Consider the following 20,289-nt stretch of genomic DNA (forward strand, 5'->3'; position numbering starts at 1 on the left):
CCGTTTTTAGACTTGTATATGTGCAATATTGCATCCATCTTGTCGAATCGTTGTTCATATATAACGTATTTTACAGGATGGATGCTAGTCTTATCTTTGAATCAACAGTTTATTTGCTTTTTGGTATCCGCGTGGTAAAAGCTGACCTTTTGCACCACGTTTGCCGAGATATTTTTGCAAATCATCCCCTTTTAATTTTAACTGCTGCTGTCCTGCAAGCACTTGAATTGTTTCATCAAGCTTCAATAGTGTCATGGACAAAATTTGATCACTAGCCTCAAGTTGTATCAATTTATTTCCTTTGCCTTTATTCAACACCGGCAACTCTGCTAAATCGACAATTAACAGGCGCCCTGCCGAACTGAGCAGTGCAACATGCGTGGCATCTTTGAGTAGCTGCAGGTTCATCACTTCAGCTCCTTCAGATAAATTCAGGAAAGCTTTCCCGGCTTTGGCACTGGTATCCAGCTGCTTGGCCTGGGTTTTAAAGCCATACCCTTTACTACTGATGGCCAGAATTTCAGCTTCGTCATCAGCCACCAGAACCTGTTTAAAACCCACTCCGCTGGCAGGAGAAAGTTTTGAACTGAGTGGTTCACCGAGACCACGTGCCGATGGCAGGCTATTGATTGGTAAGGCATAGCTACGGCCGGTATCATCAATCACATAGACCCGCTGGTTGGACTTGCCTTGAGCATGACTCAAGTACTGGTCACCGGCACGGAAATTCAGATTTTCAGCCTCCACTTCATGACCTTTGGCACAGCGAATCCAGCCAGCTTCAGATAACACTACCGTCACCGGATCGGCAGGCAACATTTCAGTTTCATTGATCGCAGCAGCTTCGGCACGCTGTACGATTGGCGAACGGCGATCATCACCAAATTTCTTGGCATCTTCTTTTAGTTCAGAAATGATCAGGGTCTTCAAGGATTCCGGATTGGCCAGCTGTTCACGAATCACCGCAGCTTTCGCTTCCAGTTCTTCCTGTTCACGGCGCAGTTGCATTTCCTCAAGCTTGGCCAGATGACGTAACTTGAGTTCCAAAATGGCTTCAGCCTGAATCTCGTCAATGCCAAAACGCGCCATCAATACCAATTTTGGCTGATCTTCTTCACGAATAATCCGAATCACTTCATCAATATTCAAATATGCAATAATCAGACCACCCAAGATATGCAGGCGTTTTTCGATCTTGTTCAGATGGTATTGCAGACGACGTGTTACCGTGGTTTTACGGATTTCAATCCATTCCAGCAGAATACGACGAATCGATTTTACCTGTGGACGGCCATCGGCACCAATCATGTTCATATTGACACGATAGCTGGATTCCAGATCTGTGGTCGCAAACAGATGGCTCATGACTGCTTCTGCATCAATACGGTTGGAACGCAGGACAATCACTAAACGGGTTGGATTGACATGATCCGATTCATCCCGTACATCGCTGACTAAAGGCAGTTTCTTGGCCTGCATCTGGTCGGCAATCTGGGTAATGATTTTGGAGCCTGACACCTGATATGGAAGTTCAGTGATAATAATTTCGTTTTTATCTATGGTATATACCGCACGCATGCGATAACTGCCACGACCTGTAGTCTGAATTTTTAACAGTTCAGCAGGAGGAGTAATAATTTCGGCTTTGGTCGGCAAATCCGGTGCAGGAATATAGTCTGCGATTTTTTCATCGGTCAGGTTCGGATTACGAATCAGGGCAATGGTGCCCTTGACTACTTCACGCAGGTTATGCGGTGGAATGTCAGTGGCCATCCCGACTGCGATGCCAGTGGTACCATTCAGCAGGATATTCGGTACACGTGCTGGCAAGTTCACCGGTTCTTTCATCGAACCGTCAAAGTTGTCCTGCCATTCACAGGTGCCCTGACCCAGTTCAGATAACAACAGTTCGCTGTATTGAGACAGTTTGGCTTCGGTATAACGCATGGCTGCGAAAGACTTCGGATCATCCGGAGAACCCCAGTTGCCCTGTCCTTCAATAAACGGATAACGGTAACTGAATGGCTGCGCCATCAGCACCATAGCTTCATAGCAGGCCGAGTCACCATGCGGATGATATTTACCGAGTACGTCACCGACCGTACGTGCCGATTTCTTTGGTTTGCTGGTCCATTTCAGCCCCAGCTCACTCATGGCATAGACAATGCGGCGCTGTACCGGTTTCAGGCCATCGCTAATATGAGGGAGTGCCCGATCCATAATCACGTACATGGCGTAATTCAGATAAGCTTGTTCGGTAAATTCTGCTACGGAGCGGTTTTCTGTCGCATGATGCGCAAGGCTTGTCATAACAACCTATAGTCCTAAATAATTCGTTTTTGTATCAATGTTTCTTATGCTATGTCGCGACTGTGGATGACACAAGGGCATCAAATAGCTCAGCGCGACAATTTGTGTCTTATGGCCTAAAAATATCCACTTTATAAGCCCCAAGCAACTAAAAAATCATTCACTTTATAAGCCCATTGATTCCAGGGTCTTACCTTTGGTTTCTTCACCCAAGACCAGAATCACAATCGCGACAGCGACCAGAACCGCAGTAAACATGGTGAAGACATAACTAAAGCCATTCGGCATGCCCATCAAATGGGTTACGGCAAAAGGCGCTGCAATACCGCCAATCCGGCCAACAGCCCCGGCCCAGCCTGAACCAAAGGCACGGATATTGGTCGGATATTGTTCCGGCGTATAAGTATAGAGCACGCCCCAAGCACCCAGGTTAAAGAAGGACATCAGACAGCCCCAAATCACGATTTCAGTAACACTACCCGACTGGCCAAAGAAATAGGCGGAGATCGCACACATGCCAATAAAACTGGCCAGAGTAGGCTTACGACCCAGCTTTTCGACCAGCCAGGCTGCCACCAGATAACCGGGCAACTGCGCCAGAATCATAATCAGTACATATTCAAATGACTGGACGATGCTATAGCCTTCTTTGACCAGTAAGCTTGGCAACCAGGTAAAGATGCCATAATAGGAAAAAATAATACCGAACCAGATCAGCCAGAGCATAAGCGTACGGCGCGCAAAGATACCCGACCATAACTGGGAAAATGAAATATTCTGCTTCTCTGCGACCGGTTTCACTTCAAAAATTTCATAGACTTGAACGCCACATTGACGCTCAATCTTTTTGACCAGTGCCGAGGCTTCGTCTATACGGCCACGGTTAATCAGGAAAGGAACAGATTCCGGTATCATTTTCCAGATCACAATTGCATACAGTGCAGGCAGGCCACCAATCAGAAAAGCGGTTTGCCAGCCAAAATCAGGAATGACAAAGCGCGATACTAAAGCTGCAACTAACCAGCCCAGCCCCCAGAAGCTTTCCAGCAGGACAATAAAGCGGCCTCGCACATGCGCAGGAATATATTCGCTGACCAGCGTCACAGCCACGGGTAACTGACCACCCAGGCCCAAACCGACAATAAAACGGAAGACCAGCAGCCAGGTCAGATTCGGTGCAAAAGCGCAGGCTGCCGTGGCCAGGCTATAAATGACCAGCGTTGCAGCAAAGACTGTTTTACGCCCAAACCGGTCGGCCAGTCCCCCGGAACAAATCGCCCCAATAGCCATGCCAACAAAACCGATCGACACCACCCAGCTTTTCTGATCTGCAGTCATCTGCCAGTCTTCAGCCATTTTTGCCAGAATAAAGGAAATTAATCCGGTATCCATCGCATCAAACATCCAGCCCAGTCCAATCACCACCAGCAAGGTGTAATGAAACTTACCAATTGGTAAGCGTTGTATGCGAGAAACTAGATCCATAACAAAAATCTCTGATCAGGTGGAACGGGAGATGCTGCTTTCTCAACAGGTGGGCTGCTTTATATTTTTTATACTACGAATTAAGCACAATGCGGTGATTTTATTACCGCATTCATGTCAATGAAAAAATCAAGATTCATCTTTGGAGGATGCAGATTGCTCATCATCATCTTTATAAATAAATTTTGGCATTTCCAGACCAAAATAAATGGCGATCAGACGTAAGCTAAAACCAAAGATCAGGGTAGAAAGAATGGTGACGTCTTGTGACAAACCATAATAACTACACAACCAGTAAAAGATTACTGACACAAAAGCAATACTGGCATACAGTTCACGACGGAATACCAGCGGCACATCATTACATAAAATGTCACGCAAAATCCCGCCAGATACCCCAGTCAAAACCCCGGCAACTGAACTGACCACAAAGCCATGTCCCATTTCCAGAGAAATCTGACAACCAATAATGGTAAAGCCGATAAGGCCTAAGGCATCCAGCACCAGGAAGATATTGCGCAAATGCCGCATCCATTTGGCAATCAGGATCGTCACGAAAGCTGCACAACAGGTCAGTATCAGATATTCGGGATGCTTGACCCAGGTCAAGGGATAATGCCCAAGCAGGACATCGCGAACCGAACCACCACCCAGTGCCGTGACACAGGCAATAATCATGACGCCAAACCAGTCCATACTGCGCCGGCCAGCAGACAGTGCCCCGGTCATGGCTTCAGCGGTAATTGCAACAATATAGATAACGGTCAGTAACATCGCCCTGCTTCCACCTGAGGCTTTGAGATGGCGGCTATTCTAAGCTAAATCTATGTGAAAGTTATAAGAATCCGGCACAACATTGCTTAAATTTTTTACCTGAACCACAAATACAGGGCTGTTTCATGCCGAGGGTGTGATCCGTGGTCGGATCCAGGAAATACCAGCGATCTTCAAGCTTCACAAAATGTGAAACTTCATGATGTATCTGTGCCTGCTTGCCATCATGATAATAAGCATTGAACTCAACCAATGCATGATTTTTATCCAATTTTTCATCGGCTTGAACAATCTCAAGCTTTAACCACTGATTGGCTTTGCTCCAATCGCTAATTGCCTGCAAGTCCAAGGCCTGTTGCTGACCCAGCGCGGTGGTGGTTTTGATGTAATCGATTTCATGCTTCGCGAAGGCACTGTAACGGGAACGCATGAGTTGCTGCGCAGTCTCTGCGACCCGTTGTCCTGAATGTAAGGGCTGACAACAGCTGTGATATTCACCTTGTCCACATGGACATGCTTCTGACATTTCAGTTCCATAAAAATAGCCCGACAATGCGGGCTATTTTAGCAAATTTTTGCGTCCGAACCTTTGCTATAGTCTATTCCTGCGCAGGAAGCGGAATGATATGTACTTTATCGATCTTATGGCCGTCCATGGTGACCACTTCAAAGATATGTCCATCTGCTTCAAATTTTTCACCACTATGCGGTAAACGTGCCATATGGAATAATACATAACCGGACAGGGTGGAATATTCTTCAGTTTCATTGACCAGATCACGATCCAGCAATAAGGAAACATGACGGATATCGGTGGAACCATCCAGAATCAGGCTGCCATCTTCCAGACTTTCTGCAGCAGCTTGCAGCTCATCTTCATCCGGGAATTCACCGGCAATTGCTTCAAGGATATCAATTGGCGTGACAATCCCTTCAATCGAACCATATTCATTCAGGACAATCGCCATTTGCAATGGAGCCTGACGCAATTGCTCCATCACCATCAGGACCTGGGCATTTTCATGCACGATCACCGGTTCACGTAAGTGCTTTTCAAAATCCAGCACCCCGGTTTCAATGTATTCGTTCAGGACTTTATGAGTCAGTACCACCCCGGCAATATTATCCAGTTCACCACGCGCAACGATCAGACGTGAATGGCTCATTTGCAATAACTGTTCTTTGATACTGTCGGGCTCATTGTCCAGATCAATCCATTCCAGTTCAGGACGTGGCGTCATCACCGACTTGACCGGCCGTTCCGACAGACCCAGTACCCCCTGCACCATGACACTGTGATAAATGCCGTTTTCATCATTAAAGACTTCATCAGCAAAGGCACGCGTCGCCAGAACATCTTCCGGCTCAGAAGAATCATTGTCCTGAGCAGGTTTGCCGCCGAGCATCCGCATCACTGCTGAAGCAGTACGGTAGCGCATATCGGTGGTGGTCACCATTTTTTCCTGATTGCGTTTCATGGTCTGGTTAATAAATTCGACAATCACCGAGAAACCAATCGCAGCGTATAGATAACCTTTCGGAATATGAAAACCGAAGCCTTCGACCACCAGCGAGAACCCGATCATCATCAGGAAGCCCAGACACAGAATCACCACTGTCGGATGTCTGTTGACGAAATCCATCAGGGCCTTGGATGCCCAGAGCATAATCCCGATGGCAATAATCACGGCAATCATCATGACTGACAGGTCTTTGACCATGCCAACCGCAGTAATCACGCTGTCCAATGAGAAAACGGCATCCAGCACCACGATCTGCACAATCACCATCCAGAATACCGCATGGACCGGATTTTCTTCTTTGATGACCGGTTTGGCTTCCAGACGCTCATGCAGTTCCATGGTGCCTTTAAACAGCAGGAACACCCCACCAAACAATAGAATCAGATCACGACCCGAGAAAGCATGATCAAAAATGTGGAACAGTGGATCAGTCAGAGTGACCACCCAGGCAATCGAAGCCAGCAAGATCAAACGCATCACCAGGGCCAGCATTAAGCCCACAATCCGCGCGGCATTACGCTGTTCTGGCGGCAATTTCTCCGCCAAAATGGCAATAAAAACCAGATTGTCGATCCCGAGTACAATCTCAAGAACAATTAATGTGAGTAAACCGACCCAGGCTGAAGGGTCCGACATCCATTCAAAGATCATACGCTTGGCTCCTGACACTCAGGACTGCTGCATTGAATGAACCGAGACTGTAATGAAACAGCATAATATTTTTGATATTGAACAATACCAATTATTTGACGGCGATTTATAGAGTTACACGGCCAACTACCACTACCCATTTTCGTTCTATTGTTGTGAAACCAATTTTTAGTATAGCAAGATCAAATCGAAATTCACCTTTTTTCATGGCTGTTTATCGATGAATTTTGCCTGGCTGAAATGCTGTGAAAATACAGCTGCTCACAGAATTGCCATATTTATTAATTAAGCTAGAGTCACCAGAAAGAAAAATGATAAGGTGAAGAAAATAAATGCAAAGCGTAATTCAAATGACAGATTATTTTAAAGACAACTCCCCAAAAACAACTCGTCCTTTAGTGGCACTCTATTGTGGTTCACGTGCAGGCAACAAGCCGATTTATTTAGAAAAAGCCCTTCAAATCTCGCAAGGACTGGCAGAACATGGTTTCGGGTTGGTCTATGGTGGCGCCAGTATTGGCCTGATGGGACAGGTCGCGGATGCCATGATCCAGCATGGTGGTGAAGTAGTGGGCGTCATTCCCGAATTTATGCTGGACTATGAAATTGCCCATAACCAGCTGACAGAGTTACATGTGGTGACCAGCATGCATCAACGCAAAGCCATGATGGCTGAGCGAGCCTGTGCCTTTGTGGCCTTGCCAGGTGGACTAGGTACTTTTGAGGAAATTCTGGAAATTGCCACTTGGGGCCAATTGAACCAGCACCAGAAACCGATGATGCTATATAACGTCAATGGGTTCTATGATGCCTTGATTGCACAACTGGATCGTGCCGTTGAAGATGGTTTTTTACCGCCGCAACATCGTGCCAAACTGATCATTTGTGAACATGAAGAAGAAATTTATACAACTTTAACCAATTTAGGCCATCCACAAAGATTTGTGGTTTAAACCGTTCCAATTAATAAAAAAGCGAGCACCTGGCTCGCTTTTTTCTCGGATTTTTAATACTAGGACTTATTGTCCATAATTCGTCACAAACTCATAAAACATCGGCAAAGTTGTTGCCAGAATGACCGACATGGCCAGACCGAACATCAGTTTCATGGCATCTGCACTGACATTACGTGAAGTACGATGTTTGTTGACTTCATCCAGAATCATCGACATGGCAAATTCACGACCTGCAAGTAAGCCCAGGAATACCCAGGTGGTACTCATTGGAATGTTGCTCCACTCTTTGAAAACTAACAGGATAATGGCATACATGAAGTCGATAATCGTTGCAGCACGAATGTCGGTTACACCGGTTTTGGTGTCGACAATGTTCTGGATGGCTCCGCCACGTTGATACAGAATCACGCCCAGCAACACCACGAATACCGTAATCGCAAACATCAGGAATTCAAACGGCACCTGACGTGGTACATACACGAAGATGTTGGCCAGATCCTGAATCAGCCATTGGCTCCACAGGAAACCGGTAGAGACCCACTGCAAGCCCATCCAGACCTTGGAGTGCTCCTGATGACGTGTCTTGGCAAAATGGCGTGCCAGCTGCTTGGCCACAAAACGATAGATGACAATCGCCACGATAAAGGCGACGGCATAGCCCATCATCGATTTGACCATCATCGAGCCTAGGCTGGCAGGAGAGAAGATCGTAAGCACCAGGAAGGTAGTACTGACTGGAATCCCGTATCTGGTCAGTATTAACAGGAGAATAGGCGGCACAATATACAGCCAGGTAATGCCACCTTCAGGGAAAGGAATGGTTTCTAGACGACCGTATGAGGCATCACCTACCCCAGATGCATACCAACCATAGATCAATACGACAATTAAAATTGAGCTGATATAAATCCACAATACCCACCATGGGCGATGGGAATTTGATGAAATAAATGTCCCTAAGGTTTGAGGCACATCATTTCCGACAATAGAATAGGCGGCTAAACAGAAGCCGATCACCATCAAAATCTCGATTGTCATAAACACAAACCTATACGCGAGGAGATTTCAGCGCTGCTGAAAAGTTGGCCCAAGATTATGACGGTTTTATTTCATTTTAATGACAACACTGTCATATATATGCCGGTCTTACAAAAAAGAGCAGCGAAGTGCTCTGAATCTAGCAGCTTTTAGCGGCTCTAGATCGACTTGATAAATCATAGGGCGACTCCCTGATGTCATTGCTCCCTTATGCCCAGAACATGACTTTACCATGACCGATTTCTTGTAGTTCATTGACACACGACGCTATAAAAGTTGACACGCTTTATATACGACATACCCGGCTGTTTCCTTTAAACTATTAAAAATTTTAAGCTTTCCATAATTATGAATGCCACGCCTACGCATCAAGCCCTAGATCCTGAATTCAGACTGCTGGTCTTGTTGGTGTCGATCGGCTTTTTTATGCAGGGGCTGGACAGTACCATTATCAACACGGCCCTGCCCGCAATTGCTAAGAATTTACAGGAAGATCCGCTGCGGATGCACGGTGTGGTCGTGGCTTATGTCCTGTCAGTGGCAGCCTGCATCCCCTTGAGTGGCTGGCTGGCGGACCGTTTTGGGGTCAGAAACATCTATTTTTCTGCCATTATCATTTTTTCTCTGGCATCGTTGGGCTGCGCCTGGGCTGAAAGTCTGAATGAATTACTCATCTATCGGGTATTTCAGGGCATAGGGGGTGCCTTTTTACTCCCGGTTGGCCGGCTGGCGATGTTGAAGATTATCCCACGAACCCAGTTCTTGGCTGCCATGAGCCTAATGAGCCTGGCCGGACTGATCGGTCCGCTGATTGGACCGACCTTAGGCGGATGGATGGTCGAATATATGTCCGTGCGCTGGATTTTCCTGATTAATTTACCGATTGGCATCCTGGGTGCCCTGATTACCCTTAAAGCCATGCCCAATGTGCTTGAACCTACGGTAGCACGTTTCGATTTCGGCGGTTTTATCCTGCTCATCATCGCCATGGTATCGCTATGTCTTGGTATTGAAAATTTTGCCAGTCCACAACATCCGCTCTGGTGGAGTCTGGCCCTGATTCTGGCTGGATTGGTAGCTTCGCTTATCTATGCCTATCATTCGCACACCCATCAGAATGCATTATTCCGTAGCAAACTGTTTAAGAATAAAATTTATTCGATCGGAATTCTGGGTAATTTTTTTGCGCGTCTGGGCGGTAACTCGATTCCATTTTTATTGCCTTTAATGCTGCAGGTGGCATTTGGTTTTGAACCCTTTGTGACCGGCTTGCTGATGATTCCCACTGTACTCGGTTCCCTGGCCTCCAAACCGATTATCCGCAGTATTGTGCAGCGCTTCGGCTATCGTCGTGTCTTGTTGGTCAACACCTTGTTGGTCGGCCTGTGTATTGCCAGTTTTTCCCTGACTACAGCAGACACCCCGCTCTGGTTAAGAACCATGCATTTCTTTATTTTCGGGGTTCTGAATTCACTCCAATTCGTTTCTATGAACACCCTGACTTTAAAGGATTTAAACCAGCAGGATGCCAGTAGCGGCAACAGCTTTCTGTCAATGATCATGATGCTGTCGATGAGTATCGGGGTGGCACTGGCCAGTACCCTGGTCAACATGCTGGGTGCCTATTACGGCGCTGACAATCTGGTGGCTGCTTTTCATATGGCACTGATCTGTTTGGGCTGCATCAATATTATTGCGGCCTATATTTTCTGGCATATTCCGAAAAACACCCCTATCTAATGCGATAATAAAATTCAGACTGAGGCGGTCTTTAGACCAGCTCAGATACAGGTAAGGACTGAAGATGCAAAAACATCAGATTTGGAGCAGATATAGCAAGCCGCTTTTAGTAGGGTTTGGCTTTCTGGTCATATTGGTTACGATCGCCATGGTTTATCTCTATCTGATGAAAACCCCGTCTTCCCATGCGGCAGATTATCCAATTCAAGGATTTGATGTATCGCATCATCAAAAAGAGATCCAGTGGCAGCAGATTCCGCCTGAAAAGTACCGTTTTGTTTATCTGAAAGCCACTGAAGGCGGCGACTTTAAAGACACCCGTTTTCAGGAAAACTGGCTCAAGGCCCGGGAACGCGGCTTTCTGGTTGGTGCCTATCATTTTTACCGGCTCTGCCGCGATGGCAGCATTCAAGCCCAGAATTTTATTGACTCCGTACCCAATAAACCGGATGCCTTACCGCCAGTAATTGATCTGGAATATGACAGCAAATGCATCAATACCTATTCTAAAGAGCAGCTTTTAAACGAAATTCAGGTGATGCACGATGCCCTGAAAAAGCATTACGGCAAGCAGCCGATTTTCTATATTTCTAAAGCTTTTTATAATATTGTACTGGCAGGAAATTTTCCCGACGTACCGCTCTGGGTACGTGAATACAAGGGCCTGCCTGATTTAAAAGATCAGCCAGCGTGGCTATTTTGGCAACATACCAGTCAGGGGAAAATTCCCGGTATTAGCACACCGGTAGACCTGAATGTTTTTTATGGCTCAGAACAGCAATGGCTGGAGTTTCTCAAAAAGAATGCGATTGCAGTACCTTCATATGAAGAGCAGGCGAAATAAAGTTAATCGCCTGAAAATAGGTTCTTTATAAAAACAACAAGGAAATACAAAGATTGAAATGGATAAAAGGCGTTTTACTCGGTCTGCTAATTCTTCTCCTGCTCATCGCGGGTACACTGGCTTATCTGTTGCAAGCTTCAGGAAAACTCAGGGACTTTCAAGCGTGGCAGCCGAAAACCGGTACCTCCGTTCACGGTCTCACCGTTAAATTTTTTGGTGTGTCCACCCTGTTACTCGATGATGGCCACGATCAGATCCTGATCGATGGTTTCTTTAGCCGGCCATCTTTGTGGCAGGTACTTAGCCGCCCTATTCAAAGTGACAGGCTACTCCTTGAACAACTGGTGCAACGCCATAAATTAAGTCGAACCCAAGCCATTCTGGTCACTCACTCGCATTATGATCATGTTCTGGATGTACCGGCCTTACTGGAAATACTTCCCAAAACTGCTGTCGTCGGTTCGCCGAGCACCCTGAATATCGCCAGGGCAAACCCCAAAATTACTCGACAGCAATTACAGCCGGTTAAGCTTGGGCAAGTACAGCAATGGGGAAACTTCCAGATCACTGCCATTCCCTCACAACATACCCCGCCCACAGCGGTAAATGATGATTTAGGCGAAGAGTTGCTGCAGCCTTTTACCCTTCCGGCCAAATTTTCCGAATTTAAAGAAGGTGGCAGTTTCGATTACCTGATTGAGCATGTGGGATATAAAATTCTGGTCAAGGCCAGTACCGGATTTATTCCAGAGCAATTACAACATCTGGAAGTCGACACCCTGTTTTTAGGCATTGCCCAGCTCTCCAGACAATCTGCTGCCTATCAGCAGCAATATCTGGCTGAAACCCTGAACCTGCTCAAGCCCAAAGTGGTGATCCCGGTACATTGGGATGATTTTTTTCAGCCTTTAAACCAGCCGCTGCAATTTTTACCCCGTCTTGCCGATGACTCCCCAAAAAGTTTACAACTTCTGATTCAGGCTGCCGAGAGACAAGGGACCAAAGTTGTCCTGCTCAGCGGACCACAGCCCTATTTACTCAACGCAGCCGTCGCTTCCCAATCCGATTAAAGCCCCTTAAGATAGCGAACATGCGCAAAATTATTCATATCGATATGGATGCGTTTTATGCCTCGGTAGAGCTGCGTGAACGTCCAGAACTGAAAAACTTACCTATGGTGATTGCTTCGCATCATCCTCGGGCGGTGGTCGCGGCTGCCTCATACCCGGCACGGGTTTATGGCCTGCGTTCTGCCATGTCCATGGGGCAGGCGCGCAAACTGTGTCCTCAGGTCATCGTGATTGAGCCGGATTTTGCCAAATACCGGCAGGTATCGGCACAGATTCATCACATCTTCCAGCAATATACTTCCCTGATTGAGCCACTGTCTCTGGATGAAGCCTTTCTGGATGTCACAGAGAATCTAAAACAAATTCCAAGTGCTACCGAAGTCGCCATGCGGATTCGCGAGGATATTTTTCAAGCCACCGGATTAACCGCGTCTGCTGGTGTAGCGCCCAACAAGTTTCTCGCTAAAATTGCTTCGGACTGGCACAAACCGAATGGCATCTGTGTGATTAAGCCATCACAAGTTCAGGGATTTATCCAGAATCTGCCCCTAAAAAAAATTCCCGGTGTGGGAAAAGTTACCCAGGAAAAACTGAGCAGCCTGAACCTGAACACCTTGGGAGATTTACAGCAGATTGATGAAGCCTTACTGATTCAGCATTTTGGCAAATATGGACGACGGCTGTTTTTATATGCTCAAGGTATTGATGAACGACCGGTCGAAGTGGAACGAGAACGCCAGCAAATCTCTAAAGAAACTACTTTTGATGATGACCTGTATCTGAGTGAATGTCGTCCCTACTGGGAGCCCTTACTGGTACAGGTTTGGCAAAGTCTGCAAAAGAAACAGCTTTCGGCTCGCGGCGTTACGGTCAAATTAAAACTCAAGAACTTTCAGGTGATGCAACACAGTAAAAGTTTTAAACAGATACTGCGTAGTCCACAGGAATTAGCCCAAGCCTTGGACTTACTGCTCGACGATCTGCATATTGCCCCGCAGATGCAATTCCGGCTGATCGGTGTAGGCGTATATCAGCTCAGCGTCCCCGAGATTGAAACCCAATTGTCACTGCTCTAAGCAGTTTCTGTTCATGTTTTAAGCATCGGTTTAAAAAGACGGCAACTTTGTTTTTACATTTTGATTTTTTAGAGTAATCTATCTGCGCAATGCATTATCCATGTATGTGCTGAGATGCTGAAAATCACCTTTACTTTCAGCATGCTGTCCTGTAATTGGCGTGACGATCAAATCCGAATATTACAGGGCAACTCTGATGTAACTCATGGAATTCCCTCCTGCATGTCTTCTGTAAATTCTTCTGTTATTCAAGAACAACGCGCACGTAAAGCTGCGCTATCTAGTTTTGTTGGTGCTGTTGTCGATTGGTATGATTTTCTCCTTTACGGCATTGTTGCAGCCTTAATTTTTAAAGATCAGTTTTTTCCCAGTATTGGCGAGAACATGGGTACCCTGGCAGCTCTGGCCACCTTTGGGGTCGGCTTCCTGTTTCGTCCTTTAGGTGGTGTAGTATTTGGTCACTTTGGTGACAAACTCGGCCGTAAAAAAATGCTGGTACTTACGGTAATCCTGATGGGAATTTCCACGGTAGGGATTGGCCTGCTGCCAAATTTCGAGGCAATTGGCTGGTGGGCACCGGTACTACTGGTGTTTTGTCGTGCCTTGCAAGGCTTTGCCGTCGGTGGTGAATGGGGCGGTGCAGCCCTCATGGCCGTAGAAAATGCACCAAAAGGAAAAAAGGCCTTTTATAGCAGTGGTGTTCAGGTCGGTTACGGCGTCGGTCTGGTTCTGGCCACCGGTGCAGTATCGCTTATACTCGCGACACTGGGTGAAGACGCCTTTGCTGAGTGGGCATGGCGTATTCCCTTTTTAGCCAGTATCGTGTTGATCGGCATTGCCATGTGGATTCGCCGTGATCAGGATGAATCTCAGGAATTTGTAGAAAAGGTGGTGAAAGCAGACCATCAGCCAGAAAAGCTGCCAATCTTGCAGGCCATCAGTAAACATCCTAAAGCTTTTTTCTATATCATTGCTTTACGTTTGACCGAATTGCTGACCATGTATCTGGTCACCAATTTCGCCCTGAACTATTCCACCAGTAATCTGGGCATGGACAAACAGTTCTTCCTGAATATTACCTTGATGGTCGGGGCCATTAGCTGCTTCAGTATTCCCTTCTTTGCCTGGCTGGCAGATAGATTCAATCATCAGAAAATGTGTGTCTGGGGTGGTTTGATTGGTGCACTCTCAGCCTTTCCATTTTTTATGGCGCTCGATGCACAAAATACCTGGATGATTATCATCGGGGCAATTTTACTGGCAAACGTTGCCCATGATATGGTGGTCAGTGTCCATCAACCGATTTTCACCTCACTGTTTGGCACCGAATACCGCTACAGTGGTGCCGGAGTTGGCTATCAGGTGGCGAGTATCATTGGCGGTGGATTTACCCCATTTATTGCAGCTGCACTGGTGATTTGGGCAGACGGTTCATGGCATTATGTAGCGATCTATCTGGCGGTGGGTTGTCTGCTGACTGCACTGGTCGCAGCCCTGATGCCCAAAACTCAGGATGAACAACATGACAGTTGAACGTTTACACGTATCGAAACGCTTTTCGGAAATTGCCATTGCCGGTAATCTGGTACATCTTGCAGGCCAGCTGGCTACAGATGTCGAACTGGATATTAAAGGGCAAACCCAACAGACTTTAGATATTATTGACCAGTTTCTGGCAGATGCCGGTACTGATAAAAGTCACATCATGTCAGTCACAATTTATCTCAAGGATATTGAGCATGACTATGCGGCTTTTAATGAAGTCTGGGATGCCTGGGTGGCGGATATCGAAGCGCTGCCTCGTACCTGTGTCGAAGCAAAACTGTATGATCCACGGGTATTGGTCGAACTGACCGTCGTGGCGGTTAAACCGGAATAATTTTCCTAGATCGATTCATAAAAAAGCATGCTTCTGGCATGCTTTTTTGTTTTAACCGACTGCTTTAATTTTACTGCGCTCTAAATCTGAATATAGATAGTATTTTTTCAGATCATTGCTAACTGTATATTTGGGCATTTTCTGCATTTGCGCTTGCTCCTGCAAAAAGTCTTGGCGCAACTGATAATATTCCGGCACATCGTCGTAACGGATCACCCGATAACCAGCCATGGTCAGTAATGCATCCTGGAACCCTGTCTGTTGTGGACGCTTAAGGATTAAAGGGTCATCTACCGCTACAACTACCAGAATCTGATATTGCTGATCCAGAATTACAAAATCGGCAGTCAGGTTACGGTACTTGTGTCGAGTCCGGTTAAATTTGGTGGTCATTAAGGCATCATAGGAAACATGAGCCAGAATGATGCATTCTGGTAAAACTTCTCTCAGTCGAGTGAAGGTCAATTGCTCATTTAGATTGAAAATCGCACGCTGCTTTAACGCGCTGTCTTGCGGTTTGGAATTATTTCCGAGCTTTTTCCATGCCATGAGCACGACACAAAAGAGCAGGAAACTCCCAATCATAATATAGGTGGTCATGCCTAAATCCTTGCATTCTTATAATCATTTTTGTTTTATTGTTGTGCAGTATAAACCCACGCTTTATTTTAAATAGAGCTAACAACCAATCTGCTTAAATACCCATACAACCGGTATCAAAACTCGATTTTGTGTTACCTAAAATGACATCTTTTTGAATGCCAATGAAAGTGGATTTAAAGTACTGATAACGCACTCTAAAACATCCATAGAATTGATCGCAATACAAATCTGCTTAACTGTAGGACAATTCCGACAAACTGTTATTTTTATACCACTTTTTAGCAATACATAATGCAAATAATACTTCCCTTTACATTTTTTAATCATAGTCCTTAGCTACGTTACTTTACCTCAGCGCTAAAAAAAGACACCGAAGTGTCTTTTTATTAACTTAATTATGCACGTGATTTGGACTTCGCTTTAGGCTTTTGCCCACCAAAGGGTTTTTTGGTATCGCCCGTTTCACGTGGTGGTAAACCCGTGTGCTGGGTCAGAATTTGACCACGCTCAGGACGCTTCTTGGTATTTGAAGGACGGGACTGAGCTTGTGCAGCCTTGCTACGGTTCCCCTGCTCGCCGGTACGTTTTTGCGAATCACCAGCAACCGTCGAATTTTTCTTACGTGCCGATTGATACTGACCGTCTGTGCTGCCTGCAGGTTGATAAGTCGGAATCAAATGCTGTTTCGAGTTACCAATTAAATCCTGACGACCCATTTCTTTCAGGGCTTCACGCAGTAAAGGCCAGTTGTTTGAATCATGATAACGCAAGAAAGCTTTATGCAGACGACGACGCTTCTCACCTTTCACAATGTCGACATTTTCCGTATAACGCGCCACTTTCGCCAGCGGGTTTTTACCAGTGTAATACATGGTGGTTGCAGTTGCCATTGGTGATGGATAGAAGGTCTGTACCTGATCGGCACGGAAACCATTCTTCTTCAACCAAATGGCGAGGTTCATCATGTCGTAATCGGTGGTACCCGGATGCGCCGCGATGAAATAAGGAATCAAGTATTGTTCCTTGCCTGCTTCCTTACTATAACGATCAAACATTTGCTTGAATCGGTCATAAGTTCCAATGCCCGGCTTCATCATTTTATTGAGCGGACCTTTTTCGGTATGCTCAGGCGCAATCTTAAGGTAACCACCGACGTGATGCGTCACCAACTCTTTCACATATTCAGGGTTCAAAACCGCAAGGTCATAACGTAAACCTGAACCAATCAGAATCTTTTTAATACCCGGTAAGTTACGCGCTTTACGGTAAAGCTGTGTCAACGGTGCATGATCAGTATGCAGATTCTGACATACACCGGGGAATACACACGATGGTTTACGACAGTTCTTTTCAATTTCAGGATCTTTGCATGCCAAACGATACATGTTGGCTGTTGGACCACCCAAGTCTGAAATAATGCCTGTGAAGCCCGGCGCTGTATCACGAATCTTTTCTACTTCACGCAAAATTGATTCTTCAGAACGGTTCTGAATAATACGGCCTTCATGCTCTGTGATCGAGCAGAAAGTACAACCACCGAAACAACCACGCATGATGTTCACCGAGAACTTAATCATGTCAAAAGCCGGGAAACGTGCATTACCGTAAGAAGGATGTGGCAGACGTGCATAAGGCAGATCAAACACATAATCCATTTCTTCAGTGGTCAATGGAATTGGCGGTGGATTTAACCATACGTCACGCTCACCATGCTTTTGAACTAATGCACGTGCATTACCTGGATTGGTTTCAAGATGCAAAATACGATTGGCATGTGCATAAAGCACTGGATCAGCAGCAACTTCTTCAAAAGCAGGCAAACGGATTACGGCCAATTCACGCGGCGGTAATTTATGTTTAATTGCTTTAGATGCCGGTTGTAGCTGCACGATTTGCGTATTTTCGTCCAAATTATCGCCTTCACGGACAATTGGATTGGCTACATGTTCTTTTTGGAAACCCTGGTACTGACTCGAGTCCTTCCCCTGCTCAATTTCACAACCTTCAATATCTTCAGTCATGACATAAGGGTTAATAATTGGATCGACACGACCAATGGTATCGACATCATTCGATGCGATTTCAACAAATTTGGCTTTCGATGGGCGGTTGTGTTTATTGACAATAAACGCTGTACCACGAACATCGGTAATATCTTGGATTTTTTCACCACGCGCCAAGCGATGCATGATTTCAGTGATTGAACGTTCACCATTACCGTACATCAACAGATCGGCTTTAGAGTCCATCAATACTGAACGACGCACTTTATCTGACCAGTAATCATAATGCGCAATACGACGTAGTGAGGCTTCGATCCCACCTAACAATACAGGCACATCTGGATAAGCTTCACGTACACGTTGGCAATACACCGTTGCCGCACGATCAGGACGTTTGTTTGGCTGGTTGTCTGGTGAATAGGCATCGTCGGAACGGATTTTGCGATCTGCCGTATAACGGTTGATCATTGAGTCCATGTTGCCCGCAGTTACACCCCATGCAATATTGGGTTTTCCCAACACACGGAAGGCTTCAACATTGGTCCAGTCTGGCTGTGCAATAATCCCCACACGGAAGCCTTGGGCTTCTAGGGTACGGCCAATAATGCCTGAACAGAATGAAGGATGATCGATATAGGCATCGCCACAGACTAAAATAAAGTCACAACTGTCCCAGCCGAGTTGATCCATCTCCTCGCGTGACATCGGCAAAAATGGCGCAGGTTCAAAACACGACGCCCAATATTTGTCGTAATCAAACAACGCTGTAGGCGCTGTCTGCATGGTATAAGCAGTAGACATGGCTAGCAATTCTCGGCTGGCAGATGGAAGATCAAAAAATAGATCAAAGATGAAAGCCGAGCATTTTAGCATGAATTCAGCTGAGGTTGCTTGATTATAATTTATACAATACTGGCTTTAAGACCTTAATCAGGAATATATGCTTATTCTGTTTCTAGTCTGCTTATTTTAGGTTTTAACTGTTGAGCTACCAATAAACCGACTATCAAAATAATGCCGATGAACACACTGAGGCCGCGCCATCCGGTATTTTCCCAGACCAGACCACTCGAGCTGCCAAGCACACTGGATCCAAGATAGTAGCAGAATAAATAAAGTGATGATCCTACAGCACGATACTGTAAAGATTGCACAGACACCCAACTACTGGCCGTGGAATGTGCAGCAAAAAATGCAAAGGTAAAAATGAGCAGACCAATAAAAACAAGCACCAAGCTGTTGACTAGCATCAACACTAATCCTAGCAGCATGCTGGCAAGCATGGCCACCAATACCTGGAAACGTCCAAATTTCTGGCTCCATGCCGCCGCACGAGGCGAACTATAAATTCCTGCCAGATAGGTAATAGAAATCACGCCAATCCAGACATGCGACAGCTCAAAAGGTGACTGAATCAGGCGATAGCTGAGATAATTAAAGACTGAAACAAAACAGCCCATCAGGATGAAACCTTGCAAGAACAAGATTCGCAGTTTGGGATCACTCAGATTATGCTGAAATGCAGTAAGGAAGCGGCTTAATTTAATAGGATAAGCTTGAAAATTCCTGGATTTAGGCAACAAAAAATAGAAGATTGTCGCAATACAGAGGTTAATTAGTCCAATGATTAAAGTCGCTGATTGCCAGGAAATAAAGTCTACCAATACCCCAGCAATCAAACGGCCACTCATACCACCAATCGCAGTTCCAGAAATATAGAGTCCCATGGCCAAACCGATATCTTTCGCGGCCACCTCTTCCCCAATATAGGTCATCGCCACTGCGGCCACGCCACTCACGGTTAAACCAATTAATATTCGGGTAGCCAGAAATACTGACCAAACTGGCAATACAGCACTCAGTAACAACAATACTGAAACTGAAAATAAAGACCAGACCATAATCGGCTTGCGGCCAAAACGGTCCGAGATTAGTCCAGTAAAAATAAGACCAACAGCTAATGCAATGGTAGAAAATGAAAGTGGAAAACTGCTTTGCGTAGGAGAGATATGAAAATAGTCTGCCAGAATCGGCATCATCGGCTGAACACAATACAATGAAGAAAAAATTGCAAATCCAGCCAGAAACAAGGAAAACAAAACCGCTTTAAAGGCAGAGGACCCATATTCAATATGGCTTGAAGATAAATTTGAGGACATATCCGCTCCAGAAACCTGTTCCAGTATACGCCTACCCTGCGGATTTTCTGCTGTGGTTTTATGTGAAAAATAATATTTATAAGCTTTCGACTAAATTCCCGCATAAAAAAACACCCCCGGCCTTTAGACCGGGGGTGTTTCGAATAATGAGCTGGCGATGACTTACTCTCACATGGGT

At 45.8% G+C, this 20,289-nt stretch carries 16 protein-coding genes; 7 read left to right on the forward strand and 9 right to left on the reverse strand.

Annotation, left to right across the window (positions count from 1 at the left end):
• Positions 1 to 90 precede the first annotated feature (90 nt).
• From parC to VXQ92_RS11320, 5 genes are all read right to left on the reverse strand, one after another.
• Complete coding sequence (gene parC / locus VXQ92_RS11300; RefSeq protein WP_416681696.1) at positions 91 to 2,310, reverse strand: DNA topoisomerase IV subunit A; 2,220 nt, start codon at positions 2,308 to 2,310, stop codon at positions 91 to 93.
• A gap of 165 nt (positions 2,311 to 2,475) precedes the next feature.
• Positions 2,476 to 3,795 (reverse strand): MFS transporter, encoded by a 1,320-nt coding sequence (locus tag VXQ92_RS11305; RefSeq protein WP_416681699.1) that lies wholly within the window; start codon positions 3,793 to 3,795, stop codon positions 2,476 to 2,478.
• A gap of 129 nt (positions 3,796 to 3,924) precedes the next feature.
• The gene (locus tag VXQ92_RS11310; protein WP_064094683.1) at positions 3,925 to 4,569 is read right to left on the reverse strand and encodes a trimeric intracellular cation channel family protein; all 645 of its coding nucleotides are present in this window, start codon (positions 4,567 to 4,569) and stop codon (positions 3,925 to 3,927) included.
• Positions 4,570 to 4,630: 61 nt separating this feature from the next.
• Entirely contained in the window at positions 4,631 to 5,095 is a 465-nt protein-coding gene (locus VXQ92_RS11315; RefSeq protein WP_416681702.1) for a YchJ family protein, read from the reverse strand.
• A 73-nt stretch (positions 5,096 to 5,168) separates the two neighbouring features.
• Entirely contained in the window at positions 5,169 to 6,743 is a 1,575-nt protein-coding gene (locus VXQ92_RS11320) for a TerC family protein (RefSeq protein ID WP_144723664.1), read from the reverse strand.
• Between the two features lie 332 nt (positions 6,744 to 7,075).
• Between VXQ92_RS11320 and VXQ92_RS11325 the strand changes: the two genes are divergently transcribed.
• The gene (locus VXQ92_RS11325; protein ID WP_064094686.1) at positions 7,076 to 7,696 is read left to right on the forward strand and encodes a TIGR00730 family Rossman fold protein; all 621 of its coding nucleotides are present in this window, start codon (positions 7,076 to 7,078) and stop codon (positions 7,694 to 7,696) included.
• Between the two features lie 66 nt (positions 7,697 to 7,762).
• Here VXQ92_RS11325 and VXQ92_RS11330 read toward each other — a convergent pair whose 3' ends face one another.
• Positions 7,763 to 8,737 (reverse strand): hypothetical protein, encoded by a 975-nt coding sequence (locus VXQ92_RS11330; RefSeq protein WP_064094687.1) that lies wholly within the window; start codon positions 8,735 to 8,737, stop codon positions 7,763 to 7,765.
• Between the two features lie 348 nt (positions 8,738 to 9,085).
• Here VXQ92_RS11330 and mdtD point away from each other — a divergent pair, with 348 nt between their 5' ends.
• The 6 genes from mdtD to VXQ92_RS11360 all read left to right on the forward strand — a co-directional run bounded on the left by mdtD (position 9,086) and on the right by VXQ92_RS11360 (position 15,346).
• Positions 9,086 to 10,477, forward strand: a complete 1,392-nt coding sequence (mdtD, locus tag VXQ92_RS11335; RefSeq protein WP_416681705.1) for a multidrug transporter subunit MdtD — start codon at positions 9,086 to 9,088, stop codon at positions 10,475 to 10,477.
• Between the two features lie 64 nt (positions 10,478 to 10,541).
• Positions 10,542 to 11,321 (forward strand): GH25 family lysozyme, encoded by a 780-nt coding sequence (locus VXQ92_RS11340; protein WP_416681708.1) that lies wholly within the window; start codon positions 10,542 to 10,544, stop codon positions 11,319 to 11,321.
• Between the two features lie 53 nt (positions 11,322 to 11,374).
• On the forward strand, positions 11,375 to 12,391 hold the full coding sequence (locus VXQ92_RS11345) for an MBL fold metallo-hydrolase (protein ID WP_416681711.1): 1,017 nt from the start codon (positions 11,375 to 11,377) through the stop codon (positions 12,389 to 12,391).
• A gap of 20 nt (positions 12,392 to 12,411) precedes the next feature.
• Positions 12,412 to 13,467: a DNA polymerase IV gene (gene dinB / locus VXQ92_RS11350; RefSeq protein ID WP_064102333.1), complete on the forward strand. Its 1,056-nt coding sequence runs from the start codon at positions 12,412 to 12,414 to the stop codon at positions 13,465 to 13,467.
• A gap of 222 nt (positions 13,468 to 13,689) precedes the next feature.
• Entirely contained in the window at positions 13,690 to 15,000 is a 1,311-nt protein-coding gene (gene shiA, locus VXQ92_RS11355; protein ID WP_416681713.1) for a shikimate transporter, read from the forward strand.
• The gene (locus VXQ92_RS11360; protein WP_064094693.1) at positions 14,990 to 15,346 is read left to right on the forward strand and encodes a RidA family protein; all 357 of its coding nucleotides are present in this window, start codon (positions 14,990 to 14,992) and stop codon (positions 15,344 to 15,346) included. Before shiA ends, VXQ92_RS11360 begins: the two co-directional genes overlap by 11 nt.
• Before the next feature lie 51 nt (positions 15,347 to 15,397).
• Here the strand turns inward: VXQ92_RS11360 and VXQ92_RS11365 are convergent, their stop codons facing one another.
• From VXQ92_RS11365 to VXQ92_RS11375, 3 genes are all read right to left on the reverse strand, one after another.
• Positions 15,398 to 15,946 carry a hypothetical protein gene (locus VXQ92_RS11365; RefSeq protein WP_416681716.1) on the reverse strand — a complete coding sequence of 183 codons (549 nt, stop codon included), beginning with the start codon at positions 15,944 to 15,946 and terminating at the stop codon, positions 15,398 to 15,400.
• A gap of 398 nt (positions 15,947 to 16,344) precedes the next feature.
• Positions 16,345 to 18,753, reverse strand: coding sequence for a YgiQ family radical SAM protein (locus VXQ92_RS11370; protein WP_416681723.1), 2,409 nt, complete (start codon positions 18,751 to 18,753; stop codon positions 16,345 to 16,347).
• Positions 18,754 to 18,896: 143 nt separating this feature from the next.
• Positions 18,897 to 20,111 (reverse strand): MFS transporter, encoded by a 1,215-nt coding sequence (locus tag VXQ92_RS11375; protein WP_416681719.1) that lies wholly within the window; start codon positions 20,109 to 20,111, stop codon positions 18,897 to 18,899.
• Positions 20,112 to 20,289 lie beyond the last annotated feature (178 nt).

The organism is Acinetobacter sp. 228 (assembly GCF_048147885.1).